The organism is Xanthomonas sp. NCPPB 1638 (genome assembly GCF_041475635.2).
GTDB classification, from domain to species: domain Bacteria; phylum Pseudomonadota; class Gammaproteobacteria; order Xanthomonadales; family Xanthomonadaceae; genus Xanthomonas; species Xanthomonas cucurbitae.
On sequence record NZ_CM192984.1, the window covers coordinates 3,795,931 to 3,821,758 of the forward strand.

Sequence of the window (25,828 nt, forward strand, 5' to 3'; positions counted from 1 at the left end):
CACGCTGCCGGCACAGCTGCTGGAATTTGCTCATTCGCACAACGGCGGGGATTGAAGGCGTTGTTTTCTCGATTACAACGGCAAAGCCCCGGCATGACCGGGGCTTTGCGGATTCACTGCAGCGAACTCAGCGACGTTCGCAGACGCGCTCGACGCGGCGGTTGCCGTTGGCTTGCTGGCGGTTGCCCTGGATGGTGCGGCCTGCCGCGCCACCGGCTACTGCACCGGCGACGGTTGCCAGCTTCTTGCCGTTGCCGCCACCTACCTGGTTGCCCAACAGACCGCCAATGGCCGCCCCGGCCAAGGTGCCGCCGATGCGATTGGGGTCCGTCGAATTCTGCTGCACTTCCACGTTGCGGCAGCGCACGCGCGTACCGTCGGAAAACTTGCGGCCCTCATCGGCTTCCGTGTACAAACCCTGATGCGAGTAACGCTGCGCCTGCGCAAGACTGCTGGTCGCCATCAGGCCGATCATGGTCAGTCCCAGCAGGGATGTCTTGATGTTCATCGTCGGTCTCCATCGTTCTCGCCCGCTCGGCGAGTCATGGCGCGCACTCTGTTCGCCCGGTCGAGAACATCACGTGAAGCGCGCTTACGACTATTCAGGCTTTGGAGCGGAGCATGAACCGAACGTCACGGTTGCGTCGACGGCTCATGCGGCGGTGCCTTGGCCGGCGCCGGCGGCGGGTCCTGTGCCTCTACCGGCAAGGGCGCGACCGGGGGCTGCGCCACCTCCGCCGGTGTTGCCGCGGCTGACCCCACCGACGCGTTGGCAGCGGATGGCTGCGCAGGCGGTACGGCGGGCGCGGTTGCTGCAGCGGGTGCTGCCGGCGGACGCGGCGCCATCGCTGCGGGTACTGGCGCCGCCGTGGCGGACACCGCCTGGGTGACTTTGGGCAAGTACGAGGTCAGGCGCTCGAAAAAGCGCTTGTAGAAGGCCGCGTCCTGCACGGTGGTGCTGGACACACGCACCAACGAGTCGCCGCTGCTGCCCACCGGCAACGACAACGACCCCAACATGCCGACCCCGACGCTGGCCGAGGTTGAACTCTTCTTCAAGGCATAGCGATCCTGCAGCGCACTGACGAACACCTGCGCCTTGCCGCCATCCTGGCTGGCGCAGGAAATGCGCAGGTTGAGCTGCTCGCTTTGCTCGGCGTCCTTGAGCTGGAAGTTCTTGCTGCCTTCCACGCCGGTCGCGTCTGCTCGTGTCACCGCATAGCCCTGGCTCAACAGCACGCGTCGTGCCGCCTCGCAGGCCTGCGCCGAGGTCGCGGCGACGTTGCGCGAGTAGGTGTCGTCGGAATCGAACGACTCGCGCATCAGCATCGTGTCGCCCTTGCTGCCGCCGCAGCCGGCCAGGGTTGCCAGCGCGCCAAGCAGCGCGCCCTGCGCGATCAGGGAAGTACGAGACATGGGAAGATTCCATCATCCAAAACCGGCCAAAGCATAGCTGCAACCCCTGTGCGCGCGGCGTCGCGCCGTTTGCTCAGGGCATCGGCGGTTCATCCGCTGGCTGGGCACCGCCGCGCGTCATCACCTCCAATGGCGGCGAGGCGGGCGACAGCGGTGCCTCGTCGATGGGGGCAGCATACCCATGCCAGCGTGCTGCCGATCAGAGGCGCGCAGCGTTGGCGCGGGCACGCGCCTGCGCCGGCGCCCACTCCTGCCGCGCCGCCCCGTTCTCCCACACCATCACCAGCGCGTCCTCGCTGTCGGCGCTGGCAGCCACCTCGTCCAGCGACGCGCTGCGTTCGCGCAAAATGGTGCCCCATACTTGCGAATGACGCGGTCAATGTCGTAGCGATCCGATACCACCGCCCCGCTGGAACCGGGCCGCGCGAACCGGGTGAGCCGGTTGCGAAAGGTCGTGGTGTGCTGCACATCTTGCAACGGCCACTGCGGGAACTCGCACAGGCCATCGCTGCGGTAAAGCAGCGGTCATCATGGCCGGTTAGTCTCGCGGGGTGTTGTTTCCCCCAATGGAGTTCGCCTGCATGCCACGCCCGATCGCGCAGATGCTACTGCACAGCCTTCTCGCCAGCGTCGCCGTCCTGTGCATCGCCCTGCCCGCGCTGGCGACAACGCCGAGCGCGCCGCTGCGGGTGATGTCGTTCAACGTGCGCGTGCCGGTGGATACCGACGGCGACAAACGTTGGCAGGCGCGTCGCGATGCCATGGTCGCGTTGATCCGTCAGGCGCATCCGGATGTCGTCGGCACCCAAGAGCTGGTGCAGGAGCAGGCACAGTATCTTGCCGCGCACTTGCCGGCCTACCGCTGGTTCGGCAAGGGACGTCGCGCCGATGGCGGCGATGAGCACATGGGCGTGTTCTATGACAACCGCGTGCTGACGGTGGTCGAATCGGGCGACTTCTGGCTGTCGGAAACACCCAACGTGCCCGGGAGCAGCAGCTGGGGCACGGACCTACCGCGCATGGTCACCTGGGCGCTGTTCGAGCGTCGTGGCGACAAGCGCCGGTTCTACCTGTTCAACACGCATCTGCCGCACCGCGATGCAGATGAGCCGGCCCGCGAACAAGGTGCCCGACTGATCCTGTCGCGCATCGCACAGCTGCCCGCGGACATCCCGGTGGTGGTGACCGGCGATTTCAACAGCGATCCGGACAAGCGCGCCTACCCCGCGCTCACCGCCGTGCTGGGCGATGCACGCGTGCGTGCGCCCAGCCGCAGCGGGCCGGAAAACACCTTCCAGGATTTCAGCACCCACCCCACCCGGCGGATCGACTGGATCCTGTTCCGCGGCTTGACGCCCACCCGCTTCGCCACCCTGGACGACCGCCCCGGCGGCATCCTGCCCTCGGATCACTCTCCGGTGCTGGCCGAATTCAACTGGCCGCGCTGATCGTCCACACGCATCCCGCGCACCGCACCGACACCGACCGAACGCACACGCGCCCAGCGCCGCTCAGCGCCGGCCTAGCCCTGCCCGGGTCGCGTTGTTGGCCTGCAGCCAGTCCAGCAGCGTCTGCAGGATCGCCGACGGGGTGTCCCGCCAGACGATGGACAGCGCGCGCTGCGCCCAGGCCTCGTCCAGCGTCACGGCCACCAACTGTTGCCCGGCCCTGGAACAGGCCAGTGCGGCATGCGGCACGATGGCCACGCCCACCCCGCGCGCCAGCATGCGGCACAGCGTGTCGATACCCGGCACGCGCGCACGGATGCGCAACTGCACGCCGGCCCTGGCCAGGTGGGTGCGCAGGTGACGCTGCAGGGCATTGTCGGCCGACAGCGCCAACAACTGCATGTCCGCGATGTCGGCCAGGCGCAGCACGCGGGTGCCGGCCAGCGGATGGCTGGCCGCCATTGCCACCACCAGGCGATCCTCGCGGAACGGACGACGTTGCAGGCCAGTGAAGTCCGCATGCCCCGCCACCACCGCCAGGTCGGCACGTTCATCGCGCACCGCATCGGCCGCCTCCTCGCTGCCGCACTCGGCCAGGATCAGATCGACCCGCGGATGCGCCAGCAGGAAATCGGCCACGCATTCGGGCAGCCATTCGGACAGTGCCGCCGTATTGGCGGCCAGCCGTAGCGTGACCTGCCCGCCCGGTCCGTAGTCGCCCAGCTCGCTGCGCATCGCCTGCTCCTGCCGTGCCAGCACCCGCGCGTGCCGCAGCAGCACCTGGCCGGCGGCGGTCAGCGTGACCCAGCGCCGGCCGCGTTCGAACACGGCCGCTCCCAGCTGCAGCTCGAGCGCGCGAATGCGTGCGCTGGCCGCCGCCAGCGAGAGCGCCACCCGATCGGCGCCGGCGGTGATGCTGCCGGCCTCGGCCACCGCCACGAAGATCCGCAGATCGACGAACTCTACCTGCATGCCACGCCCCAGCCTTCGGTTGGGACGAAGTCTGCCTCAAACAAACACAGCTTGTCGGGCAGCCACCGGCGGCCGGATGCTCGCCGGCATGCCTGCAGACTTATCTCACTGGTTCCTGATCGCCGCCGTATTCGTGCTTGCCGGCGCGGTGAAGGGCGTTGCCGGGATGGGGCTACCGACGGTCGCCATGGGACTGCTCGGCCTGTGGCTGCCGCCGGCACAGGCCGCCGCGCTGCTGGTGCTGCCTTCGCTGGTGACGAATCTACAACAGGCGTGGGGGGCGCACCCCGTGGCCCTGCTGCGGCGGCTCTGGCCCTTGCTCGCCATGGTGGTGGCGGGTACCTGGCTCAGCGTGGGGGTGATGATCGACGGCGATCCCCGGCGCCTGCGCGCCGGCCTGGGCGTGCTGCTGGTGCTCTACTCCCTGCTCGGCCTTGCCCGCTGGCAGTGGACGCTGCCCGCGCGCCACGAACGCTGGGCCGGGCCGCTGACGGGACTGGCCAGCGGCCTGCTCAGCGGCGCCACCGGCGTGCTGGTCCTACCGGTGGTGCCCTACCTCTCTGCGCTGGACCTGCCGCGCGAGCTGCTGATCCGCGCGCTGGCATGCTGCTTCGGAACAGCCACGTTGGCGCTGGCGATCGCGCTGGTGTGGCGCGGCGGCATCCCACTGACGGCCGGCCTGCCGTCGCTGCTGGCGCTGCTGCCGACCGCACTGGGGCTGTGGGCAGGCAGCCGGGTCCGCCGCCGCATCTCCGCCGACATGTTCCGGCGGGTCTTCTTCGGCACGCTGTTGGCGCTGGGACTGCAAGCCTGCTGGCAGGCGCTGGGTTGATGTTGCCAAACGGCGTTGTCCGGCAGCGGCATCGTCGGCCAGCGCGTTGGCTCAAGAAAAACGCCACCGGCAAGCGGTGGCGTCGAGGTCATACACAGCGCCGGGGGCTCAGTCGGCCCAGCTTCCGGGCGCGGTGGACTGCGGCAGCACCTGCGCCGACAACGGCCGGTCCTGCGACAGCAGACCCAGCGCATCGGCCAGGATCGCCGCCGATTCGTGCAGCAGCGGATCCGGGCGCTTCTCGGCGGCCTTCTCGCGCGCGGTGTCCTTGACGATGTCGCGCTCGTTGCCGGTCAACCCGTCGTCGGTGTCATCGGCCAGCGGGTCCAGCGGCAGCCCCAGCTGCTTACGAATCTGCTGGCGGTCCTTGCGTTGCTGGTCCTGCTTCTTGCGCTCGGCCAGACGCTCGGCTTCGTTCAACGAGATGTACTTCTTGGCCTTCTCGTCGCGGAACTGCTTGACGTCTTCTTCCCACCACTGGAACTCCTTGTCGCTGGCGATGCGCGTGGAGTGCAGTGTCTGCAGCTTGGGCAGCAAGGGCGCAAAGTTGCCGTACTGGGTATGCGGCACGGCGGCGATGCGCGTCCACGGCAAGGCGTTGTCGTAGGTGCTTTCGCCAAACTCGGTCGCGTCCACGCTGGCCGGGAAAGCAATGTCCGGCACCACGCCCTTGTGCTGGGTGCTGGAGCCGCTGATGCGGAAGAACTGCGCAATCGTCAGCTTGACCTGCCCATAGCGCTGGCCTTCGGCAGCCGGCCAGCGGTCCAGGTCGACGATGTTCTGCACCGTCCCCTTGCCGAAGCTGGTTTCGCCGATCACCAGGCCGCGGCCATAGTCCTGGATGGCACCGGCGAAGATCTCCGAGGCCGAGGCCGAGCCACGGTTGATGAGGACCCCCAGCGGACCATCCCAGGCCACCTTGGGATTGCTGTCGCCGTTGACGGTGACCCGGCCGCCGGATTCGCGCACCTGCACCACCGGACCTTGTTCAATGAACAGGCCGGTCAGTTCGATCGCTTCGTCCAGCGAGCCGCCGCCGTTGTTGCGCAGGTCCAGCACCACTCCGTCGACCTTGTCGGTCTTGAAGCCGGCCAGCAGCTTGGCGACATCGCGCGTGGCCGAGGCGTAGTCGGTGGCATTGCGGCGGCGCCCCTCGAAATCCTGGTAGAAGCCCGGCAGCTTGATGATGCCGACACGCCGCTCCGGCTCGCTACCCTTGGCTGGCAGGGTGATGGTTTCGCCCTTGGCGGCCTGCTCGGCCAGGCGGACCTTCTGCCGGGTCAGGGTCAGGGTGCGGTGCGCACCGTCGATGCCCAACTCGGCCGGGATGTACTCCAGGCGCACCTGGGTGTCCTTGCTGCCCTTGATCTTTTCCACCACGTCATCGATGCGCCAGCCGATGACGTCCTCGATCACGCCACTCTTGCCCTGCCCCACGCCCACGATGCGATCGCCCGGCTTCAGCGTTCCGTTCACGGCCGCCGGGCCGCCCGGGATCACCTCGCGGATCACCACCATGTCTTCCTGCTTCTGCAGCTGCGCGCCGATGCCTTCCAGCGACAGCGACATCTGCTGGTTGAAGCGTTCGGCCGTGCGCGGGGTGAAGTAGTCGGTGTGCGGATCCACCGCGTTGGTATAAGCGTTGACGAAGAACTGGAACACGTCCTCGCCCTTGAGCTCGTTGACCGAATCGGCCAGCGTGGCGTACCGCTTGTCCAGGGTCTTGCGGATGTCGTCGGGCTTCTTGCCGGCCAGCTTCAGGCGCAGCCAGTCGTTCATCACCGACTGCCGCCACAGTGCATCCAGCTGCTTGTCATCGGCCGCCCACGGCACGTCCTTGCGGTCGTACTCGAACTTGTCATTGCCGGTGAAATCGAAATCCTGCTTGAGCAGATCGCGCGCGTACTTGACGCGCTGGTCGACCCGCTTCTTGTAGACCGAAAACACCTGGAACGCCGGCTCCAGCTTGCCGCCCTGCAAGGCGTCGCCCACGCCCGCCTTCAGCGACGCGAAGCTGTCGACATCGGCCTGGGTGAAGAACTGTTTGCCGCCATCCAGGGTTTCCAGGTAGCGCTTGAACACGTCCTGCGCCATCGCCTCGTCCAGGCTGCGTGGGCGGTAGGCATAGCGGCTGTCCGAGAGCAGCCCGTAGACAAGCTTGGTCGCGGTCGCCTGCTCAGGCGTGGCGGCTGCCGGCAGCGCAGTATCGGCACGTGCGAGCAAGGCCATCGGCGTGGTCAACACCAGCGCGAGCAGGCCGGCCTTCATGGACGCAGAAACGTTATAGGTCATCGAATGGCTCTCGGCGCAGGGCCGACAAAGAGGCGGTGAACGGGTCCGACAGCAAGACAGTGCCGAAAGTTGCCGCCATTGTCATCTGCCTGAACCAGCCTAGCGTCGGGCCCGTAGTGAATTGTGAACGCGACCGCACCCCGCACACGCGGCGCCGACGGCAGCAACGACACGGCCCCGCACTGGGGGCCGTTGACGGTGATGCAGATTGCGCGATACGGGCCTGGCACGCGTGGCCGCACGCAACCGGCGACAAGGCCGGGCAGGATGACCGCGGCGCAGGACACACGCAGCGGCGCGTGGACTGCGACTTGCCTCAGGCCGCGACTGTCAATTCTAACGCTGGATCGGACTATGACCGTCATTCTTGATCATTTTCACATCGCTACACTGGACTGGCCACCATTGATCATTCGAACTGGCTTCAATTTTCGGGTCTTCGCGGATCACTGTGGGTGCAATCGAGCATTTTCGGGTAGCGCGGGCAGGAAGCTGGCGATGATCTTGAGCCTCAGGAACTCCTCGTCGCGATAGCCGTAGGCGCTGCGCTGGATGACCCGGATCTTGTTGTTGAGCCCTTCCACCAGGCCGAGGCTGACCTTGTTCTCCGGCCTGCAGTACGCCGCGATGCCGTCCCAGTGCCGCTCGATCATCCCCACGAACGTCTGGTAGGGCGCAAGCCGCTGCCAGCGCAGACTCTGCTTCCAGCGCTCGAAGAACTCCCGTGCACCTCGCTCGGTGCGGTAGCTCCACAGCTGCCCGAAGGACTCTTTCAGCAGGTACGCCGTGTTCAGACGTTTGTTGGCCGCCAGCAACTTGGCGAGCGCCTTCCGACCGTCCAGGGTAAGGTTTTCGCGATTGCTCAGCAGGGTGTAACGCTGGCCCTTGATGTAACTGCGATCCTGGCCTTGAAGGCGCTTGTACTCGTCGCGCCGCACCTGATCGAGCGCGTCGGACAGGTGGCGCATGATGTGGAATTTGTCGAACACGATGCTGGCGTTGGGCGCGTTCTTGCCCACCGAGTTGCGAAACGGCCGCCACATGTCCATCACCGCCACGTCGATGCCAGCACTGCGTTTTGGGCCCAATTCGGCGAAGAACTGGTCGATGTCCGCCTCGGTGCGCCCACTGCCGCCGAACCAGATCGGTCGGCCGCGCTCCAGATCGCTGACCACAACGCGGTAGTCATGGCCCTTGTGGATCGCGATCTCGTCGATGCCGATGGCGCGCGGCGCCGGCGTCCCCGCCCGGCGCACCTGCTCGGCCATGTACAGCTTGGACAGCTCCTTGACCGTGCTGTCGTGCAGGCGCTCCAGCTCAGCCACGGCCTTGTGCGTCATGCTTCGGCACAGATTGCCCACATGTAGGGCGAATCGCTCGGTGTAGCGCGGATTCTTGGCCAGCCAGTCCAGCCGCTCTACGTGCACGCCGCCGCACCCCGGGCAATCGACCCGCCAGCGCTCGAACTCCACGAACAGCATCCAGCCGGCCGCCCGCAAGTCGCGGGCGCGGCACAGGCGCTTGTCGTAGCGGCTGCGACACCGATGGCCACAGTTGGAACACACGGCCGTTTTTTTCGGCGCCGCAAGGTCACGATCCGCGCCTTCGGGGCGCCGAACACGCCCTTGAGCGTGGACTCCGCCGCGAAGCCAGGGAAGGAAAACAACTCACTCAGCCGACGGCCCGTTTTCATGCAGAACACCGCGTCAAGAAGTCAGCACAGGATGTACCACCTTCTGGGACGGTGGAAAGGGCCTGTTTCCAAGGCTCAACGCAGATTCAGGGGCCTCAAGGCACCCACACGAATCCGCGATGAGCCCAATTTTCCACCGCCCGACCGGACTGAGTAGCCATGCCCGTCCGTAAAATCCCCAAGAACTACCGCAACGTGACCGGGATCACGGCCGCCCGCAAGGCGGACGGCCCCGCCCAGTTCGAGTCCACTTTGGAGCGGGACTTCCTGACCCTGCTGGAATTTTCTCCTGAAGTCAGGCTGTTCGAGGTCCAGCCCGTTGCCCTGAGCTGGCGAGACGGCATTCGCGAGCGCCGCTACACCCCCGATGTCCTGGTCCGATTCCAGCACCAGCATGGTGCTGAGCCGACACCCTTGCTCTACGAGGTCAAGTACCGGACCGACCTGCGCGCAGACTGGGCGGAGCTGCGACCCAAGTTCCGAGCCGCCGTTCGCTTTGCTAAGGCCCAGGGCTGGCGCTTCAAGCTCATCACAGAGCGCGAGATTCGCACGCCCTACCTCGACAATGCCCGTTTCCTGCTGCCCTATGTGCTGCAAGTCCCACCGCCGGCCGAGGATATGGATCTGCTCGACGAAGCCCTGCAGGCGCTCCGCGAAGCTGACGTGGAAGGCCTGCTGCAGGCGGCCAGTCGTGACGAATGGACCCGTGCCCGCCTGATGCCTGCAGCTTGGTACTTGGTGGGAATTCGCCACTTCAGTGCCGACCTGCACGCTCCACTCACTATGCACAGCCGCCTCTGGAATAAGTAATGACCCGGACTTCCCCTCCACAAGCAACTTTCGCCTTGTACCAGGGCGCCGAAGTCGTGCACCAGGGCCAGCTGGGCTTCGTCACCCACGTCCTCGACTTGGAATCGGTCTTGATCCGTGATGCCGCCAGCGGCGAAGTGGCGCGGGCCAGGATCTCCGATCTAATGCCGCCGGCAACCGGCACAACCACGGCGCGGCCCGACCTCGAAGAAATACCCGATGAGGATTGGCAGATCGCCCAGCGCAGGCTCGAAATTATCCGCCCTCTGGCAGGCCGACGCGACCGCACGCGAATGGAGGTCTCAATCCGCGCCAAGGAATTCGGCATGACCGCTGGCACCTTGTATGCATGGCTGACCGCCTACGAATCGACCGACCGCCTGACCGCCCTGCTGCCGCAGCGGCGCAGCGACAAGGGTGCGCTAAAGCTCTCTGCGGAAGTCGAGACCATCGTCCAGTCAGCCATCGAGGATGTGTACCTGTCCAGCCAGCGACGACCGATCATCAAGGTCTGCGAAACGGTCCGCGAGCGTTGCCTGACCGCCGGCCTGGAACCACCGCATCCGAACACGGTGCGCAATCGCATCGCCCGGATGTCGGAATCGTTCAGAGTCAAGCGTCGCCACGGTGCAAAGACTGCCGAACAGCAGTTCGCGCCGAGCCAGGGCGCGTTCCCAGGCGCCGACTGGCCGCTGGCCGTAGTGCAGATCGACCACACCAAGCTCGACATCATCCTGGTCGACGACCTGCACCGCCGCCCGATCAGCCGCCCCTGGATCACCCTGGCCATCGACGTATTCAGTCGGATGGTGGCCGGCTTCTACGTTTCCTTCGATCCACCCGGTGCCTTGGCAACCGGACTGTGCATCGCCCATGCCGTACTGCCGAAAGAGCAATGGCTAGCCAAGCACGACCTCGATGCCGAATGGCCAGTTTGGGGCTTCCCAAAGAATCTGCACTTGGACAATGCGAAGGAATTCCGCGGCAACACTTTGCAGAAAGCGTGCGCCGAATACGGCATCGACATCAGCTGGCGGCCGGTGGCACGACCGCATTTCGGCGGGCATATCGAACGCCTGCTCGGCACCCTACTCAAGGAAATCCATACCCTCCCTGGCACGACCTTCTCCAATCCCCGTGAACGCGGCGAATACGACGCCGATGCCAAGGCGGCGCTGACCCTCCGCGAATTCGAATGCTGGCTGGCAACCTACATTGCCAAGGTCTATCACCAGCGACTGCACTCGGCACTGAGTACGACGCCGCTGGCGAAGTATCGCGAAGGCGTGTTCGGTACCGCACAGCGGCCCGGCACCGGATTGCCACCGCGCATCGCCGACGAGCAGCGTCTGCGCCTGGATTTCATGCCATACGTCGAACGCACCATTCAGGACTACGGCGTGGTCATCGACGAGATTCACTACTACCGCGACGTACTGCGGCGCTGGATCGGTGCCAAGGAACCTGGATCGACCGCGCGAAAGCGCAAGTTCCTGTTCCGGCGCGATCCGCGCGACATCAGCGTGCTCTGGTTCTACGACCCCGAATTGCGTGCCTATTTCGAGATTCCATATCGCGACACCTCGCACCCGGCGATCAGCCTCTGGGAACTACGCGAGGCGCAGCGCCTGGCCGAGGAAGCCGGAAAGACGGGCGACGAGCGCAACCTGTTCGAAGCCTACGAGCGGATGCGGGCGATCGAAGCACAGGCGCAATCCAAAACCCGCAGCGCCCGGCTGGCACAACAGCGGCGCCGCGATGGGCTTGGCGCTACCCGGATTACCACCACGGCGTCCGTCACCGCAATAGAAACGCCAACATCATCCGAGCCGGACATTAAGCCCTTCGACGAACTTGACGACCTGACGCATGACTGAGCGCCCCAACCATTTGAGCGCAGCGGCGGCTGAATGGCTGACTCTGTCTGCCACCGAACGGATCGAACGAATTCGCGCCCCGCGATGGATCGGCTATCCGCGCACCCAGACCATCCTCGCCAAACTGGAAGATCTGCTGGTCTGGCCCAAGTCGCACCGCATGCCCAACCTGCTGCTGGTAGGCGACACCAACAACGGCAAGACCATGCTGGTTCAGCGCTTCCGTAACCGGCATCCCGCCCGCGACAATCCTCAGGGTCAGGGCGTGCGAGTGCCGGTATTGGTGATCCAGGCACCGCCAGTACCAGACGAGGGCCGCTTCTACAACGCCATCCTCGAACTACTGTTCGCACCCTACAAGCCGAACGACCGCGTCGACAAGAAGCAGGCGCAGGTCATCAAGCTGCTGCGCTACGTCGAATTGCGCATGCTGGTTATCGACGAGATTCACCACGTCCTCGCTGGCAACCTCAACCGCCAACGCAGCTTCCTCAATGTCATTAAATATGGCTCATCGCGGATTCGTGTGGGTGCCTTGAGGCCCCTGAATCTGCGTTGAGCCTTGGAAACAGGCCCTTTCCACCGTCCCAGAAGGTGGTACATCCTGTGCTGACTTCTTGACGCGGTGTTCTGCATGAAAACGGGCCGTCGGCTGAGTGAGTTGTTTTCCTTCCCTGGCTTCGCGGCGGAGTCCACGCTCAAGGGCGTGTTCGGCGCCCCGAAGGCGCGGATCGTGACCTTGCGGCGCCGAAAAAAACGGCCGTGTGTTCCAACTGTGGCCATCGGTGTCGCAGCCGCTACGACAAGCGCCTGTGCCGCGCCCGCGACTTGCGGGCGGCCGGCTGGATGCTGTTCGTGGAGTTTGAGCGCTGGCGTGTCGATTGTCCGGGGTGCGGCGGCGTGCACGTAGAGCGGCTGGACTGGCTGGCCAAAAATCCGCGCTACACCGAGCGATTCGCCCTGCATGTGGGCAATCTGTGCCGAAGCATGACGCACAAGGCCGTGGCTGAGCTGGAGCGCCTGCACGACAGCACGGTCAAGGAGCTGTCCAAGCTGTACATGGCCGAGCAGGTGCGCCGGGCGGGGACGCCGGCGCCGCGCGCCATCGGCATCGACGAGATCGCGATCCACAAGGGCCATGACTACCGCGTTGTGGTCAGCGATCTGGAGCGCGGCCGACCGATCTGGTTCGGCGGCAGTGGGCGCACCGAGGCGGACATCGACCAGTTCTTCGCCGAATTGGGCCCAAAACGTAGCGCCGGCATCGACGTGGCGGTGATGGACATGTGGCGGCCGTTTCGCAACTCGGTGGGCAAGAACGCGCCCAACGCCAGCATCGTGTTCGACAAATTTCACATCATGCGCCACCTGTCCGACGCGCTCGATCAGGTGCGGCGCGACGAGTACAAGCGCCTTCAAGGCCAGGATCGCAGTTACATCAAGGGCCAGCGTTACACCCTGCTGAGCAATCGCGAAAACCTTACCCTGGACGGTCGAAAGGCGCTCGCCAAGTTGCTGGCGACCAACAAACGTCTGAACACGGCGTACCTGCTGAAAGAGTCCTTCGGGCAGCTGTGGAGCTACCGCACCGAGCGAGGTGCACGGGAGTTCTTCGAGCGCTGGAAGCAGAGTCTGCGCTGGCAGCGGCTTGTGCCCTACCAGACGTTCGTGGGGATGATCGAGCGGCACTGGGACGGCATCGCGGCGTACTGCAGGCCGGAGAACAAGGTCAGCCTCGGCCTGGTGGAAGGGCTCAACAACAAGATCCGGGTCATCCAGCGCAGCGCCTACGGCTATCGCGACGAGGAGTTCCTGAGGCTCAAGATCATCGCCAGCTTCCTGCCCGCGCTACCCGAAAATGCTCGATTGCACCCACAGTGATCCGCGAAGACCCTTAAATATCTTGGCAACGAGCTGCAGGTTCCGATCGTCGGGATCGGGACGAAAGACGCGTTTCGTGCCATCCAGACCGATCCGCAGCTGGCCAACCGCTTCGAGCCGGCACTGTTGCCGCGCTGGACTTTCGATGCCGATTTCCTGCGCCTGCTGGCCAGCTTCGAGCGCATGCTGCCGCTGGCCGAACCTTCGCGTCTGCACGATACAGCCCTCGCCACCCGCCTGTTCTCGCTGAGCGAGGGCTATCTCGGCGAACTGGCAACGCTGCTGAACCAAGCCGCGACCACAGCCGTAGAGATCGGCCGTGAGCGCATCGATCTCAAGTTGCTCGATGGCCTCGGCTGGGTATCTCCTTCGGAACGCCGCCGTGCGGCGGAACGGATGGCGTGAGTCCACTCACCGGCGAGCTCTGGCCAGCGCACCCGAAACCTCTTCCGGACGAACTGCTCACGTCCTGGATCGTTCGCATCGCCAAAGCGAACGGTCTCAAGCTACAAACTTTCTGTGACCGCGTATTCGGCAAGGAACATCAGCTCTGGAACCGCGACATTGACCGCTCGGCACCGGACTGGCTACTCGCCGCGCTCGCCCGCCACACAGGCACGTCGTTCGATGCGGTTCGCCGCACAACCCTGGACATCTACCGCGGCAGGCTTTTCCATGAACGCCATTCGTCGGGGCAACTGCACTGGATCCTACCCATAGGCATCTATCACCGAACCCGCCGCCGCTACGGCCTACAATTTTGCCCGCAGTGCCTAGCCGAAGACGCAGAACCCTATTTCCGTACTCGCTGGCGGGTCGCCGCGCTGACGTACTGCCCCAGGCATGAGCTGTATCTGCATGATCGCTGCCCGGCCTGCGGCGCGCCCGTTACTTTCCATCGCCGCGAACTTGGTCGCCCGGATGTCACCGACTCGGGCCCACTCTGCCTATGCCATGCCTGCAACTGCGATCTGCGCGATGCTGGGCACAGGGCTTTCTTCCCCTATGATGCCAGCATAATCACTGTATTTGCCCGGCTGGCGGACTACGTTTCCGGCACAGACAGCGATCTCGACATTGGCTACACAGACGTCTTGCACCAGTTATGCAAGGTCATGGTCAGTACGCGCAAATCATCGAACCTCGCAGTCTTTGTGGCGGAGGCCATCGGCACTGAAAATCTAGCCGTCCCGCGTGGCCGCTGTGCGTTCGAGTTGAGGCCCGTAGAGCATCGCGCCCACATCATTCAACTGGCAGCCTGGCTGCTGGCCGACCCCAAGGTACGCATCCCTGCGGCATGGTTGGCAAAGGCGGTGCGCTACAGCCATCTCCTTAAAGACTTCCGGTCAGCGCCTGCTTGGTACTGCTCTCTCGTCAAGCCATTGAATAAGCGCTGACGTTCAGCAGATCGCTTGACATCATCGTTATTTTTGACGATGCTTCGCCACATGCGCTACCCAGGCGGAAAAGGCAAGTGTTTTCAGCACCTAATCAACCTCATGCCCAAGCACGAGGTGTATATCGAGTCGCACCTGGGCGGCGGAGCAGTGATGCGGAACAAGCGTCCAGCTAAACGTAGTGTTGGCATCGATTTAGATCCAGCCACGCTGCAGCGCTGGAATGGCATCCATATCCCTAACATGGAACTCGTCAACGAAGACGCTCTCACTTATCTAAATCGATTTTCTTTAGCTGGTACGGAACTTATTTATGTAGACCCGCCGTACCTTCCAAAAACTCGGCGCCGAGAGCGCGTTTATCGATTTGATTACTCCATTAATGATCATGTCGCTTTGCTTGATCTCCTGCGCACGTTGCCGTGCGCAGTCATGGTCTCCGGATATGAGAACGAGCTTTACAACGACATGCTGTCCGGTTGGCGACGCGTAACCTTCAATGCCAAAACACACGTCGAAGTGAGGCAGGAATCAGTGTGGATGAACTATGCCGAGCCAGCCGTGCTGCACGATGCACGATATTTGGGAACGAACTTCCGGGAACGGCAGCAAATCCAGCGCAGACAGGCAACTATCCGCCGCCGCGTTCAGGAAATGCCTACGGTCGAGCGATCAGAGTTCATGCGCTGGATGAATGAGAACTTCGGGTCTGCGGAGGAGGGCTTATGCAGTGTGCATGGGTGATATTGGAGAATGCTCAGGTCAGCATTGAGTTGCCTGCACAGGATGCCGAAATCCTTCCCGGCGTGCATTGGGGGCGCGTTGAGGCATTTCCTACACCTGCTTACTGGGCTTACCAGGTTATCGCTCGCCGCATTGCATCTCAGACAGTTCGCTACAAGCTGGGAGCAACGCTGAGAGAAGAAGTAGGTGCCTGCCTGTTAGGTGGGCACGGCATTCCCGCTAGTATTGGCCTAGCTGCTTTCGAGCACCTCAAGCAGAAGGGCGCCTTTGCCATCGATCCCCCCGATGAGCAAAGCCTACGCCAATGGTTGAGCGAACCGATAACCTCCGGAGATCGCCAAGTGCGTTATCGCTTTGCGTCGCAGAAAGCACGGTATCTAGCTGCCGCACTTCGAAAAATAGCAAACGAATCAGCACCGTCGACTGGAAGGGCGTTACGCGACTGGATAATCGCCGTGCCAGGTATAGGCTATAAGACCGCATCTTGGATCGCGCGCAACTGGCTGGACGCCGATGACGTGGCAATTTTGGACATCCATATCCTTCGTGCAGGCGTGATCGCTGGTTTCCTGAATCACGAGCTCACAGTCGAGCGTCATTATTTACAGCTCGAAGCCCAGTTTCTGGAGCTCAGCCGTGCCATGGGCGTGAAGCCTTCCGAACTCGATGCGGTGATCTGGCTTGAGATGGCGCATTCACGCACAACGGTCGAACGAATCCTACATGAGCTTCCCGAAGGGAATTTTAAGCGACGCCACGCGCCATCACGCACGAGCATAGATACGCGCAAGCCCCACTCCCACCAGTTGTCCCTGCTGCGCTAAGCGGCCAATCCACTGATGCCCGGTAACACCAAGCAAGCACACACCCAGCCCGTGCGCTTGGGCAGCAAGGCAAATATTACCCTGCAGGATGCCTGCATCACGCCACAGCAAGGACTCGTGATTCTCATACTTGGTTGATAGTCTCCCGGGTTCACCAACGAAGGCCAGATACGCGCCCGGCCTGTTCTCGGCAATAGACTGGGCGTGCTCAAGAAGGCCCTCTAGAACCTGTTCGTAGTCGGTGATCACATCCAGACAATGCAGCTGTGGGTTGTACCTGGCCCAGGTTGAAGTCTGCGGAAGCTGCACGAGGATATGTACAGGATGAAGGGCACCTGCGGACGGTACGGGGCGTCTTTCGATTGGGAAACCGTAAGGAGAAGGCGCCTTAGCCAGCGTACGACTCACATGCCAGAGTACGGCACCGATACTATCGAGGGCCGGATGAACTCCGTCCATGTGCGAACGGCGCTCGGTCCACAGCGCAGCAAGATCGGTGAACAAAGGAGCCGAACCTGGCTCCAATATCACCGACCTACTCGCCGGCCAGATGACAGGCGAGTAGGTAGAGGCGTATAGCCTGGGCTTAGGATCAGGCGCGCTCAGCGGCCACATGCTCAAGCCGATTCAAAGTTTCGAAATACTTGTTGCAGCCTCGACATTGCCCACAAGGTACATTCGCCTTGTGGCAACTGTGCGCCAGTGCCATCAGTGAACGAGGCGCCCTCGAGGTGAGGATGAGTTCGCTGGTTGACAAACCAATAGCCGGCGCAGTCACACGTAATCCGCCCTCTTGACATGCCAGCAGTACATCCAGCTTGTCGATGAACTCCACTGTCCCATCCCGGTGTGCCTGGTCGCTGACAACCATGCCAAGCATAAGCTGATTCACTCCCAGAGTGACGGCCTTCATCGCCGCCAGCGTCACCAGCATCTGGTTGCGGTAGGGCCACCAATCCGAGGCCGGCGCATGGCGATCTGCATTTGTACCCGCCATGTCACCCGACCCTAGCGCACGCAGGTCGATTTTGATGATCTCATGATCCATGCACAACTCATGCGCCACGGCAGTGGAAGCATCGATTTCTGCTTCGGCCGCGAGCTGACCGTAGTCGAGCGTGATCGCCAATATTGGCCGCTTCCAGTAGGCCAATGCAATGGAATCCATACCGCCGGAAAGGAGAATCGCATCAGACACGAACTGCCTCCCAGACGGTGTGATAAATCGCTGAGACAAAATCGTCGGCTATAAAACAGCCGGAACCCTCCATCATCTTGAGGTCTTCCGGTGACTCGCATTCACTGTATACGACCACCGGGCGATCGATTGCGCGAGCGTAGCCGATCTCATAGATAGTTCCGGCGTCCAGTCCATCGACAAGGGCTAGCATCAGCGCCGATTCACGGATTGCCTTGAGGTCCTTTTCCACAACATCTTCAGCCGAGCCGTGACCAACGTCGTGGTAAGGCGAAAACACCTTCAGCCCCATTTCCATTAGCGCCGTACGGGCCTGCTCGACAAGCCACAACTGCTGCAGATTGAAGAACGGACCTGCCAGATACACTGTTGGTCTATCTCCCATACACCAGGCTGGGCTTACGCTGATAGGCGGTCGCTGGAACTCAGCCAGTGCATCGCGTGAGGCATAGATACCACCGTGATCACAGAAATATGCGGTCGCGAGCGAAGCCTGATTAGCTGCTGCGTGTGCTGAAAGGCCGTCATGCAGCCAGCCGCTTGCGAAGTGGGCCGCGAAGTTGTCCCCAGAACCGATTTTCCATACCCGCCGAGTTAGATAAGCCGGAATCGTGCTGATTTCACCACGATCAAAAACCAGGGCTCCACGCGGACCACGCTTGATGACAACCACAGTAGCCCTTTCCTTCTCCGCAAGAGCGCGTGCCATCGCCTCGTCATCTTCAGCGTCCCGCCCCAAGAACAGGCGAGCCTCGTGTCGGTTGAGCACCAGTGCCAGTTCCGTCGCCGTCGAACCATTCGCAGCAAAGGACTTAGGATCTACTGCATTCTGAGGATCGTAGACTGCTCGCTCGGCCTGAATGATCGCATCCCCCTCAATCATACCGAAGCGCAGCACGTTCAAAGCCCGTAGCCGGATAGGCGAGTTCTCCTGATGACGGCCATAGATGACAGGCACCGACAGCCCATGTGTGTAGTGAAAGCCCGGGGTCACTGGAATTGGAATCGAGTGCAAATCGATCCCTGTTAGCGCAGCTTCATAGGCAAAGCTTTCGCCTGCCTGGTGATCGACATAGGTATGCAACTCGACCGGCACGTCCATCGTCGCCAAAGCAGACGCTGCTCGGCCACCGGAACCAAAGAATCGGTCCCAGCGAGGATGCATACACAATTCACGATAGACACCACCGACTACTGTTATTGCATTAGCCTTTTTCATACGGCTTTAATTCTAATACTGACCTGAGGGCCGTTCACTGCAGTCACCTTGGCCTGATAGGCGGTTCCCTGCTGAATGCATTCGCGCAGCTGCTGCACATTCGGGGATGCTACGCCACCAGCTACTTTTCCTTGATGTTTGACAACGACGACGGCGACATTGCCAGCTGGTTCTACGGCGACATCCAGAATTTCTCCAACGGCAATTCCCTGAATGACTTGCATCTTAGGGGAGCTGATCTGGGTATTGATAACCAAGTTCTCGCAAGACGGTGCAGTGCTTTCAAAGCCCCCGCCATAGCCATTTCCGTTTGATCCTGACATTTCCAGCACCCCATGTTGATATTTCCAGTGGTGATCTCAAGCAGCTTTCTTGTTCGCACCAACCTATACCGTTTTTTGCATCGCTTCTCGAAGATCGGCGGCAAATACTTCTGCCGAAGGACGACTGTGGTTGAACAGCTTTAGCTCTACAGCTGCCGGACATGATTTCAGATTGGCCCACACCCCTTCGGCAACAACCAATGCATCCAACAGGCGGATCAAGACAGCTTCTGATAGCCCATCAGTTTCTCTTGCTACAAAGAGGGCCAGCCGACTACGTTCGCTATCGCGACGCTCGTACTCCACCAAGCAGCCAAGCCTTCCATTACAAGCGATGTCGATGATCATAACCCGACGGAGGATACGACGCGCCGAATTTAGATAGCCCCACTGTCTGTGACCGGAGGGCCTCGTTAAGCGCAAAAATTCACTGCTTCGAGATAGCGTACGGACGTGTGCTGTAGTGCCCTCAAAACTATTTAGAGCATCCACCACTGCCAGCAAGGATTCGAACGATGCGGGCAGCGCTTCACGCCGCTTAACCTCACGCTGCCACTCAACACTCGCTGGCGCTCCACCTTTTGCGCCATCGCCGCCTGGGTCGCCTGTTCCAAGCGTATCCACCGCTTCCGTTCCTATCACTTCCGTCTTCTTGTATTGGCATTGCTCCTTTGGAGTCTTGATGATCTGCTTGCCGCGCAAGGCAGCGAAACGCTCGCCAGCAGACGGAAGGTCAACACTTTGTAATTCCGCCCGGGGTGGGTCGTCGCTTTGTACCTCGGCCCCTGGATCCACCTTCACGGCCTTCAAGCCTGGGGACCAGGCGGGCCTCTTCTCGTCATCTGGAATATCTGTTTCTGGGTCAGCGGCTCTGCCATCGTTGTCGCGAACGATCTCCAGATCCTCGAACGGAAAGGGCGCGGTACAACCCATTAGCTCATAGATCAGCCAGCGGTTGCCGCTCCCGTCCTCCTTCGGCAGTTCGATTCCTCGTGTCGTCCAGGTGACTCGCCCGACAAACGGCAAGCCGCACTCCGCGAAGGCTGTTCGATAGTTAGCGGTATTGCGGAGCAGAGAGTCGTAGATGAGAGCAATTCCGTTGCTTGCACGCGGATCCGCAAGCGCACGACCTATGATCCAACCGTCGTCGTCAGCCAGCCATTGCCGCAAATGCAGCACCATTCGGGTCGAGTCATGCAGCCCAATATCGATTGAGCTTTCCGTGTGGATAATTCGGCCCAGATCGAGCTGTAGTCCTCCATTGAATGCGATATGCGCCATATCGCTCGACACCGCATAGTAGAAGCGGATCGCCTCGATCACTGGCAACAGAATCCCGTACGGATCGCCCTCGTGCTCGATCGCGAACACAGGCGAGAACCAGCAGGACTTATCCAACCGGTGGCGGAACTTTGGAATAAGCCAGCGCGGTTCCGGTTGCTCCTGTAATTTCAAACCAGCTGTGGTAGTCGGGATCGTCTCTGGAATCTCGAGATTCCAGAGACGACGTTGCCCACCAAGGCTTTGCCGCAGTTTCCGGCCATTCGTCCACAGAGAACAAATGCTAAGGAAGGGCAGCAATCCGATACCGACGCGAACTTTGATCGCGGCATCTGCATCGAAGTCACTTTGTCCTCGCGGATATAGATTTTTCGTCCGTCCGGGACTGAGATGCACATCGATCCGCGCCTCCGCCGAGGCTCTCTCCACCCGTCCCAACCAATCGATCCGCCAGATACGGTCATCCTTAGGGAACTCTCGAATCGGCGGTATCCGGGTCGGCATTCAGGGCGCTCAGTCCGAAATAGCAATGTGAAAGTCCGCTACAGCGTTGTAGAGTCCGATTTAACGCTGGAATTCACAGCGACACCGGCGCCGGCTGCCTGCCGGTCGGCGTGATACGACGAGCGCACCATCGGGCCAGACGCGACATGGCTGAAGCCCAGCGCGTTGCCGTAGTCCTCCAGCGCCTTGTATTCCTCCGGCGTCCAGTAGCGCATCACCGGGTGATGGTGCGGAGTCGGCTGCAGGTACTGGCCGATGGTAATCATGTCCACATCGTGCGCGCGCAGATCGCGCAAGGTGGCCTGCACCTGTTCCATGGTTTCGCCCAGCCCGAGCATGATGCCGGACTTGGTGGCGATGGACGGATGCTGCGCCTTGAAGCGCTGCAGCAGGGTCAGCGACCACTGGTAATCCGCGCCGGGGCGCACGTTCGGATACAGGTCCGGCACGGTTTCGATGTTGTGGTTGAACACATCCGGCGGGCTGAGCGCCAGGATCTCCAGCGCGCGGTCCATGCGGCCCTTGCCGCGGAAATCCGGGGTCAGGATCTCGATGCGGGTGTTGGGCGAACTGGCGCGGATGGCGGCGATGCAATCCACGAAATGCTGCGCACCGCCGTCACGTAGATCGTCGCGGTCCACGCTGGTCACCACCACGTATTTCAGGCCCATGTCGGCCACGGTGGTGGCCAGGCTGGCCGGCTCGTTGGCATCGGGCGGCTTGGGCCGGCCGTGCGCCACATCGCAGAACGAGCAGCGCCGCGTGCACACCTCGCCCAGGATCATGAAGGTGGCCGTGCCGTGGCTGAAGCACTCGTGGATATTCGGGCAGCTGGCTTCTTCGCAGACGGTGACCAGGCGGCTTTCGCGCAGCTTGGCCTTGAGGTTCTGCACCGCGTTGCCGGAGGGAATCCGCACGCGGATCCACGACGGCTTGCGCAGCACCGGCGCATCGACGAACTGCACCGGCGAGCGGTTGATCTTGTCGCCACCGATCTGCTTGACGCCGGTCTGCAGCGGCGCAGGCGCGGCGGTGTCGCCGGAGACGACCTGCAAGGGAATGGAACGGGCGATAGGCTGGGTCATGACGGTACGGGCGCTCAGGCCGGAAGCGAAAGGTCGGGCAATGCGGAAACGGGCTGCAGCACGAGGCCGAACTGGCGCGCCAGTTGCTCGAGCAGCACCGCCTTGACGGCGTCCATCCCGGAGGGGCCGCCCAAGTCTAGCACCGAGGTCACCCGCAGGCCCTGGTAGCCACAGGGGTTGATGCGCTGGAACGGCTCCAAGTCCATCGCCACGTTGAACGACAAACCGTGGAAGGTGCAGCCACGGCGCACCCGGATGCCGAGCGCGGCGATCTTGGCCCCGCCCACGTAAACGCCGGGTGCGCCGTCGTGGCGCTCGGCCAGGATGTTCCACTCCTCCAGCGTGTCGATCAGTGCCTGCTCGATCTTGCAGACATAGTCGCGCACGCCGATCCTGAGCCGGCGCAGGTCCAGCAGCGGGTAGACCACCAACTGCCCGGGGCCGTGATAGGTCACCTGGCCGCCGCGATCGACCTGCAACACCGGGATCTGCCCCGGTGCCAGGACGTGTTCGGGTTTGCCTGCCTGGCCCAGGGTGAACACCGGCGCGTGTTCGACCACCCACACCTCATCGGCAGTGTGCTCGTCGCGCGCATCGGTGAAACGCTGCATTGCACGCCACACCGGGGCATAGTCCTGACGACCGAGCGCACGCAGCATCGCCGGCACGCCGGCGGCCGCTACAGCGTCCACTTCACTTCCGGATGCTCGCGCAGCGCCTGGTGTGCGGCGTCGAATTGCTCGCGGTTTTCGGCGCGGAAACCGATCTTGACCGAGACGTACTTGCCGCTGGAGGAATGTTTCCAGCTGATGCTTTCCTGCAGCAATTCCACGCCAGTGGCGGCGAGCAGGCGCGGCAGCTCCGCTTCCAGGCCACGGCCGGCCGCGCCCATGGCGCTGAGCTCGAAGGTGCCGGGAAACTGGAAGCCGTGATCGGGGTTGTCAGAGCGGATGTCCATCGCCCCATTATCGGGCCGGCGGCAGGCAAACCCAAGGGTGGTTGCGCCGCTGCGGCAGTGTGGTGATCGCGCAGGATCCACCCACGCCTGTCCATCCAGCGGCGTGGCGCGCGTCGGCGCTGCCTCGACGCATCGTGGGTGCGAGATCGCCATTTCACGCAATGCAGCGTCAGCGCGCGGCATCTTCGGGCACACATGCTTCCTTCCAATCGCAGGCCCTACATGCTTCCAGTGCGCGTGTTGTCCGCAGCCCTGCTGCTCTCCCTCACAGGTCTATCGGCCTCGGCTGTGGCGGCGGATCAGTGCGATTCCAGCCGGCTGGGTCGCACGCCGCCGGCGATCAACTTCCGGGTCGACAACGACCTGCTGGGCGGTGAAGACCAGGACCAGGGATATTCCAACGGTGCGGTGCTGACATTGGTGTCGCCCAACCTGGTCGACTACACCGACGACCCTTGCCTGCCGCGCACGGCGCGCTGGCTCAATCGCTATCTCGAACGGCTGCATCCGGGCGAGTTCGACCAGCAGAACATGGTGTTCTCGCTTGGACAGGCGATCTTCACCCCCACCGACTTCACCCGCCGCGACGTGGTGCCCGACGATCGCCCGTATGCGGGCATCCTGCTGGCGAGCTTCGGCTACAACGCGCGCAACGATGCGCACCTGCGCACGACCCAATTGCAGGTCGGCGTGGTTGGTCCGTGGGCCTTTGCGCAGGAGGCGCAGGATGCAATCCACGATCTGCTGGGCGACGAGAAGTTCCAGGGCTGGGACAACCAGTTGCACAACGAGCCACTGGTCAATCTGGTCCATGAACGCATGCGTCGATGGCCCTCCGACGCCAGCGGCAATGCCGATGGATTCGGATGGGATTTCATTTCGCACTGGGGCGGGGCGGTGGGCAACATGGCCACCTATCTGAATGCTGGCGGCGAGGCGCGTTTTGGCTGGAAGCTGCCCGATGATTTCGGCAGCACCCCGACCCGGCCGGCCGGCGAGAACACCGCACCCAGCCGCCTGGGCCGCGCCAGTGGCTGGTCGGGGCACCTGTTCGTGACCTCCGATGCGCGTTGGGTACTCCGCGACATCACCCTGGACGGCAACTCCTTCCGCAACAGCCACAGCGTGGACAAGCGACCGTTCGTGGCCGATGTCGGCTACGGGTTGGCGGTGATGCATGGCCGTTGGAAGTTCGCCCTGGCCCGTTACCACCGCACCCGCGAATTCGACACCCAGCGACAGACGCCGGTGTACGGAAGTTTCACCATCAGCCGGATGCTTTGACGGCTGGGAATGGGGAATCGGGAATGGGGAATCGCAAGAGCCAAGGCTGTGCTCTGGCTTCTACCGATTCCCGATTCCCGATTCCCGAAAAAAAAGCCGGCTTTCGCCGGCTTTCTTTTTATTCCGATTCCCACCACATCCAGAACGCATCCCAGAGGCGCTTGAAGAATCCGCCCTCCTCGACCGCGTTGATGGCTACCAGCGGGGCCTGGGCGATGATCTTGCCGTCCAGGCTGACCTTGACGGTACCGACCTGCTGGCCCTGCTTGATCGGCGCCTGCAGGTTCTTGGGCACTTCCATGCTGGGCTTGAGGTCGTTGTAGCGGCCGCGCTGCAGGCTGACCAGCAGCGGCTGGGCCACGCCCAGCTGCACTTCGTCCTGCGCACCCTTCCAGACCTTCTGCTTGGTCACCACCTTGCCCGGTGCATACAGGCTGTGGGCCTCGAAGAAGCGGAAGCCCCAGTTGAGCAGCGCCAGGCTATCGTCGGCGCGCTGGCGCTCGGAGCTGTCGCCCATGACCACCGCGACCAGGCGCTGGTCGCCGCGCTTGGCCGAGCTCAGCAGGCAGTAGCCGGCTTCGGAGGTGTGGCCGGTCTTGATGCCGTCCACGGCCGGGTCGCGCCACAGCAGCAGGTTGCGGTTGTTCTGCTTGATGCTGCCGACCTGGAATTCCTTGATCTTGTTGTAGGCGTAGGTTTCCGGGTAATCGCGCACCATCGCGCGGCCCAGCAGGGCCAGGTCGTAGGCAGTGGAATGGTGGCCTTCGGCGCTCAGGCCGTGCGCGTTGACGAAGTACGAGTTCTTCATGCCGATCTTGGCGGCGTAGCTGTTCATCAGCGAGGCGAAGGCTTCTTCGCTGCCGGCCACATGCTCGGCCAGTGCGATCGCCGCGTCGTTACCGGACTGGATCGCCATGCCCTTTTCCATGTCTTCCAGACGCGCGGTCTGGTTGACCGGGAAGCCGCTATAGCTGCCATCGGTGCCGGCGCCACCTTCGCGCCAGGCGCGCTCGCTCATCATGACCTGGTCGTCGCGGGTGACCTTTCCGTTCTTGATCTCGGCGGCCACCACGTAAGAGGTCATCACCTTGGTGATGGAGGCCGGCGCCAATTGCTGGTGTATGTTCTCACCGGCCAGCACCTGGCCGGTGGCGTAGTCCATCAGGATCCAGGACTTGGACACGGCCGGCGCGGGCGCGGGCGGAACCGGCAATGCAGCCGGGGCAGCAGGCGCGGCGGCCGCAGCGGGCATCGGCTGCGGCGCGGGCGTCTGGGCGCAGACCAGGCCGAAGGCGAACGTGGCCACGGCAGCGGCGGCGAAGCGGAATTTCATTGAAGAACGACTCCTGACGGGCCCGAAGGCTGGGTGATGCGAAATTGTAAAGCGCTGCAGCAATGAGGGCGACGCATCAGACCACGCAGCCGCCTGCGCAGTTCAGCGATGACGGCGGGTTGCGCGCCATGTCGGCTTGGGCGGCGATCTGATAGGGCGGCCGGCGCCAAACAACCGCAGGCGGTGGCAGAAGGGTGTGGTTGTGGTTGTGGTTGTGGTTGTGGTTGTGGGTGTGGGTGTGGGTGTGGGTGTGGGTGTGGGTGTGGGTGTGGGTGTGGGTGTGGGTGTGGGTGTGGGTGTGGGTGTGGGTGTGGGTGTGGGTGTGGGTGTGGGTGTGGGTGTGGGTGTGGGTGTGGGTGTGGGTGTGGGTGTGGGTGTGGGTGTGGGTGTGGGTGTGGGTGTGGATGCAGTTGCGGCTGCTGGTTGCAGCCGTGCCCGCCATTGATCTGGCAGGCAC

Annotated in this window: 27 protein-coding genes; 11 read left to right on the top strand and 16 right to left on the bottom strand. The window is 62.9% G+C overall.

From position 1 onward, the window contains the following. Nucleotides 1-127: 127 nt before the first annotated feature. The 3 genes from ACCQ13_RS16400 to ACCQ13_RS16410 all read right to left on the bottom strand — a co-directional run bounded on the left by ACCQ13_RS16400 (nucleotide 128) and on the right by ACCQ13_RS16410 (nucleotide 1,762). Nucleotides 128-508, bottom strand: a complete 381-nt coding sequence (locus ACCQ13_RS16400) for a glycine zipper 2TM domain-containing protein (RefSeq protein ID WP_372372306.1) — start codon at nucleotides 506-508, stop codon at nucleotides 128-130. Between the two features lie 125 nt (nucleotides 509-633). Next, the gene (locus ACCQ13_RS16405; RefSeq protein ID WP_274391977.1) at nucleotides 634-1,416 is read right to left on the bottom strand and encodes a DUF2242 domain-containing protein; all 783 of its coding nucleotides are present in this window, start codon (nucleotides 1,414-1,416) and stop codon (nucleotides 634-636) included. 199 nt (nucleotides 1,417-1,615) lie between these two features. Further along, nucleotides 1,616-1,762, bottom strand: a complete 147-nt coding sequence (locus ACCQ13_RS16410) for a hypothetical protein (protein ID WP_372372444.1) — start codon at nucleotides 1,760-1,762, stop codon at nucleotides 1,616-1,618. Nucleotides 1,763-1,997: 235 nt separating this feature from the next. On the opposite strand from ACCQ13_RS16410, the gene ACCQ13_RS16415 reads away from it, so the two are divergent. After that, nucleotides 1,998-2,864 carry an endonuclease/exonuclease/phosphatase family protein gene (locus tag ACCQ13_RS16415; protein WP_104602504.1) on the top strand — a complete coding sequence of 289 codons (867 nt, stop codon included), beginning with the start codon at nucleotides 1,998-2,000 and terminating at the stop codon, nucleotides 2,862-2,864. A 63-nt stretch (nucleotides 2,865-2,927) separates the two neighbouring features. Here the strand turns inward: ACCQ13_RS16415 and ACCQ13_RS16420 are convergent, their stop codons facing one another. Beyond that, nucleotides 2,928-3,836, bottom strand: coding sequence for a LysR substrate-binding domain-containing protein (locus ACCQ13_RS16420; RefSeq protein WP_372372307.1), 909 nt, complete (start codon nucleotides 3,834-3,836; stop codon nucleotides 2,928-2,930). 88 nt (nucleotides 3,837-3,924) lie between these two features. On the opposite strand from ACCQ13_RS16420, the gene ACCQ13_RS16425 reads away from it, so the two are divergent. Continuing rightward, nucleotides 3,925-4,668: a sulfite exporter TauE/SafE family protein gene (locus ACCQ13_RS16425; protein WP_104602505.1), complete on the top strand. Its 744-nt coding sequence runs from the start codon at nucleotides 3,925-3,927 to the stop codon at nucleotides 4,666-4,668. A gap of 108 nt (nucleotides 4,669-4,776) precedes the next feature. Here ACCQ13_RS16425 and ACCQ13_RS16430 read toward each other — a convergent pair whose 3' ends face one another. Together ACCQ13_RS16430 and ACCQ13_RS16435 are read right to left on the bottom strand one after the other, a co-directional pair. Next, nucleotides 4,777-6,936 (bottom strand): carboxy terminal-processing peptidase, encoded by a 2,160-nt coding sequence (locus ACCQ13_RS16430; protein ID WP_208800710.1) that lies wholly within the window; start codon nucleotides 6,934-6,936, stop codon nucleotides 4,777-4,779. A gap of 470 nt (nucleotides 6,937-7,406) precedes the next feature. Next, nucleotides 7,407-8,525 (bottom strand): ISL3 family transposase, encoded by a 1,119-nt coding sequence (locus tag ACCQ13_RS16435; RefSeq protein WP_159406429.1) that lies wholly within the window; start codon nucleotides 8,523-8,525, stop codon nucleotides 7,407-7,409. A gap of 287 nt (nucleotides 8,526-8,812) precedes the next feature. Here ACCQ13_RS16435 and ACCQ13_RS16440 point away from each other — a divergent pair, with 287 nt between their 5' ends. From ACCQ13_RS16440 to ACCQ13_RS16475, 8 genes are all read left to right on the top strand, one after another. Next, nucleotides 8,813-9,463, top strand: coding sequence for a TnsA endonuclease N-terminal domain-containing protein (locus ACCQ13_RS16440; protein ID WP_159407570.1), 651 nt, complete (start codon nucleotides 8,813-8,815; stop codon nucleotides 9,461-9,463). Continuing rightward, on the top strand, nucleotides 9,463-11,340 hold the full coding sequence (locus ACCQ13_RS16445) for a TnsB C-terminal domain-containing protein (RefSeq protein ID WP_274391978.1): 1,878 nt from the start codon (nucleotides 9,463-9,465) through the stop codon (nucleotides 11,338-11,340). The genes ACCQ13_RS16440 and ACCQ13_RS16445 overlap by 1 nt, the downstream gene beginning before the upstream one ends. Then, entirely contained in the window at nucleotides 11,333-11,899 is a 567-nt protein-coding gene (locus ACCQ13_RS16450) for a TniB family NTP-binding protein (RefSeq protein ID WP_159407572.1), read from the top strand. Before ACCQ13_RS16445 ends, ACCQ13_RS16450 begins: the two co-directional genes overlap by 8 nt. A 203-nt stretch (nucleotides 11,900-12,102) precedes the next feature. Then, nucleotides 12,103-13,221: an ISL3 family transposase gene (locus ACCQ13_RS16455; protein WP_159406523.1), complete on the top strand. Its 1,119-nt coding sequence runs from the start codon at nucleotides 12,103-12,105 to the stop codon at nucleotides 13,219-13,221. Between the two features lie 126 nt (nucleotides 13,222-13,347). Further along, nucleotides 13,348-13,626: a hypothetical protein gene (locus ACCQ13_RS16460; protein ID WP_267313092.1), complete on the top strand. Its 279-nt coding sequence runs from the start codon at nucleotides 13,348-13,350 to the stop codon at nucleotides 13,624-13,626. Beyond that, nucleotides 13,623-14,618, top strand: coding sequence for a TniQ family protein (locus ACCQ13_RS16465; RefSeq protein ID WP_159407573.1), 996 nt, complete (start codon nucleotides 13,623-13,625; stop codon nucleotides 14,616-14,618). Before ACCQ13_RS16460 ends, ACCQ13_RS16465 begins: the two co-directional genes overlap by 4 nt. A gap of 102 nt (nucleotides 14,619-14,720) precedes the next feature. After that, nucleotides 14,721-15,362, top strand: coding sequence for a DNA adenine methylase (locus tag ACCQ13_RS16470; protein ID WP_208800400.1), 642 nt, complete (start codon nucleotides 14,721-14,723; stop codon nucleotides 15,360-15,362). Then, on the top strand, nucleotides 15,344-16,186 hold the full coding sequence (locus ACCQ13_RS16475; RefSeq protein ID WP_159407575.1) for an 8-oxoguanine DNA glycosylase: 843 nt from the start codon (nucleotides 15,344-15,346) through the stop codon (nucleotides 16,184-16,186). The genes ACCQ13_RS16470 and ACCQ13_RS16475 overlap by 19 nt, the downstream gene beginning before the upstream one ends. Here ACCQ13_RS16475 and ACCQ13_RS16480 read toward each other — a convergent pair. From ACCQ13_RS16480 to ACCQ13_RS16515, 8 genes are all read right to left on the bottom strand, one after another. Then, complete coding sequence (locus tag ACCQ13_RS16480) at nucleotides 16,127-16,801, bottom strand: nitroreductase family protein (protein WP_372372308.1); 675 nt, start codon at nucleotides 16,799-16,801, stop codon at nucleotides 16,127-16,129. The genes ACCQ13_RS16475 and ACCQ13_RS16480 overlap by 60 nt on opposite strands. Then, on the bottom strand, nucleotides 16,779-17,384 hold the full coding sequence (locus ACCQ13_RS16485) for a 7-cyano-7-deazaguanine synthase (RefSeq protein ID WP_159407577.1): 606 nt from the start codon (nucleotides 17,382-17,384) through the stop codon (nucleotides 16,779-16,781). Before ACCQ13_RS16485 ends, ACCQ13_RS16480 begins: the two co-directional genes overlap by 23 nt. After that, nucleotides 17,377-18,603: a PfkB family carbohydrate kinase gene (locus ACCQ13_RS16490; protein ID WP_159407578.1), complete on the bottom strand. Its 1,227-nt coding sequence runs from the start codon at nucleotides 18,601-18,603 to the stop codon at nucleotides 17,377-17,379. The genes ACCQ13_RS16485 and ACCQ13_RS16490 overlap by 8 nt, the downstream gene beginning before the upstream one ends. Further along, nucleotides 18,600-18,926, bottom strand: coding sequence for a hypothetical protein (locus tag ACCQ13_RS16495; protein WP_159407579.1), 327 nt, complete (start codon nucleotides 18,924-18,926; stop codon nucleotides 18,600-18,602). Before ACCQ13_RS16495 ends, ACCQ13_RS16490 begins: the two co-directional genes overlap by 4 nt. 63 nt (nucleotides 18,927-18,989) lie before the next feature. Next, nucleotides 18,990-20,711, bottom strand: coding sequence for a hypothetical protein (locus tag ACCQ13_RS16500; protein WP_159407580.1), 1,722 nt, complete (start codon nucleotides 20,709-20,711; stop codon nucleotides 18,990-18,992). Between the two features lie 38 nt (nucleotides 20,712-20,749). Then, on the bottom strand, nucleotides 20,750-21,796 hold the full coding sequence (gene lipA / locus ACCQ13_RS16505) for a lipoyl synthase (RefSeq protein ID WP_159407581.1): 1,047 nt from the start codon (nucleotides 21,794-21,796) through the stop codon (nucleotides 20,750-20,752). 14 nt (nucleotides 21,797-21,810) lie between these two features. Next, entirely contained in the window at nucleotides 21,811-22,488 is a 678-nt protein-coding gene (gene lipB, locus ACCQ13_RS16510; RefSeq protein ID WP_372372309.1) for a lipoyl(octanoyl) transferase LipB, read from the bottom strand. Continuing rightward, nucleotides 22,476-22,754, bottom strand: a complete 279-nt coding sequence (locus ACCQ13_RS16515) for a YbeD family protein (RefSeq protein WP_104602439.1) — start codon at nucleotides 22,752-22,754, stop codon at nucleotides 22,476-22,478. Before ACCQ13_RS16515 ends, lipB begins: the two co-directional genes overlap by 13 nt. Before the next feature lie 222 nt (nucleotides 22,755-22,976). Between ACCQ13_RS16515 and ACCQ13_RS16520 the strand changes: the two genes are divergently transcribed. After that, entirely contained in the window at nucleotides 22,977-24,038 is a 1,062-nt protein-coding gene (locus ACCQ13_RS16520) for a lipid A deacylase LpxR family protein (protein WP_104602440.1), read from the top strand. Nucleotides 24,039-24,156: 118 nt separating this feature from the next. Here ACCQ13_RS16520 and ACCQ13_RS16525 read toward each other — a convergent pair whose 3' ends face one another. Then, nucleotides 24,157-25,371, bottom strand: a complete 1,215-nt coding sequence (locus ACCQ13_RS16525; RefSeq protein ID WP_104602441.1) for a D-alanyl-D-alanine carboxypeptidase family protein — start codon at nucleotides 25,369-25,371, stop codon at nucleotides 24,157-24,159. A gap of 76 nt (nucleotides 25,372-25,447) precedes the next feature. Further along, on the bottom strand, nucleotides 25,448-25,828 hold the full coding sequence (locus tag ACCQ13_RS16530) for a hypothetical protein (RefSeq protein ID WP_372372310.1): 381 nt from the start codon (nucleotides 25,826-25,828) through the stop codon (nucleotides 25,448-25,450).

Excerpts from the sequence above, each read along its gene's own strand:
- ACCQ13_RS16515 (WP_104602439.1), bottom strand. The coding sequence starts at position 22,754 with ATGGACATCCGCTCTGACAACCCCGATCACGGCTTCCAGTTTCCCGGC.
- ACCQ13_RS16425 (WP_104602505.1), top strand. The coding sequence starts at position 3,925 with ATGCCTGCAGACTTATCTCACTGGTTCCTGATCGCCGCCGTATTCGTG.
- ACCQ13_RS16405 (WP_274391977.1), bottom strand. The coding sequence starts at position 1,416 with ATGTCTCGTACTTCCCTGATCGCGCAGGGCGCGCTGCTTGGCGCGCTG.
- ACCQ13_RS16470 (WP_208800400.1), top strand. The coding sequence starts at position 14,721 with ATGCCCAAGCACGAGGTGTATATCGAGTCGCACCTGGGCGGCGGAGCA.
- ACCQ13_RS16500 (WP_159407580.1), bottom strand. The coding sequence starts at position 20,711 with ATGCCGACCCGGATACCGCCGATTCGAGAGTTCCCTAAGGATGACCGT.
- ACCQ13_RS16475 (WP_159407575.1), top strand. The coding sequence starts at position 15,344 with ATGCAGTGTGCATGGGTGATATTGGAGAATGCTCAGGTCAGCATTGAG.
- ACCQ13_RS16525 (WP_104602441.1), bottom strand. The coding sequence starts at position 25,371 with ATGAAATTCCGCTTCGCCGCCGCTGCCGTGGCCACGTTCGCCTTCGGC.
- ACCQ13_RS16445 (WP_274391978.1), top strand. The coding sequence starts at position 9,463 with ATGACCCGGACTTCCCCTCCACAAGCAACTTTCGCCTTGTACCAGGGC.
- ACCQ13_RS16480 (WP_372372308.1), bottom strand. The coding sequence starts at position 16,801 with ATGTGGCCGCTGAGCGCGCCTGATCCTAAGCCCAGGCTATACGCCTCT.
- ACCQ13_RS16430 (WP_208800710.1), bottom strand. The coding sequence starts at position 6,936 with ATGAAGGCCGGCCTGCTCGCGCTGGTGTTGACCACGCCGATGGCCTTG.
- ACCQ13_RS16520 (WP_104602440.1), top strand. The coding sequence starts at position 22,977 with ATGCTTCCAGTGCGCGTGTTGTCCGCAGCCCTGCTGCTCTCCCTCACA.
- lipA (WP_159407581.1), bottom strand. The coding sequence starts at position 21,796 with ATGACCCAGCCTATCGCCCGTTCCATTCCCTTGCAGGTCGTCTCCGGC.
- ACCQ13_RS16420 (WP_372372307.1), bottom strand. The coding sequence starts at position 3,836 with ATGCAGGTAGAGTTCGTCGATCTGCGGATCTTCGTGGCGGTGGCCGAG.
- ACCQ13_RS16415 (WP_104602504.1), top strand. The coding sequence starts at position 1,998 with ATGCCACGCCCGATCGCGCAGATGCTACTGCACAGCCTTCTCGCCAGC.
- ACCQ13_RS16400 (WP_372372306.1), bottom strand. The coding sequence starts at position 508 with ATGAACATCAAGACATCCCTGCTGGGACTGACCATGATCGGCCTGATG.
- ACCQ13_RS16440 (WP_159407570.1), top strand. The coding sequence starts at position 8,813 with ATGCCCGTCCGTAAAATCCCCAAGAACTACCGCAACGTGACCGGGATC.
- ACCQ13_RS16450 (WP_159407572.1), top strand. The coding sequence starts at position 11,333 with ATGACTGAGCGCCCCAACCATTTGAGCGCAGCGGCGGCTGAATGGCTG.
- ACCQ13_RS16495 (WP_159407579.1), bottom strand. The coding sequence starts at position 18,926 with ATGTCAGGATCAAACGGAAATGGCTATGGCGGGGGCTTTGAAAGCACT.
- ACCQ13_RS16490 (WP_159407578.1), bottom strand. The coding sequence starts at position 18,603 with ATGAAAAAGGCTAATGCAATAACAGTAGTCGGTGGTGTCTATCGTGAA.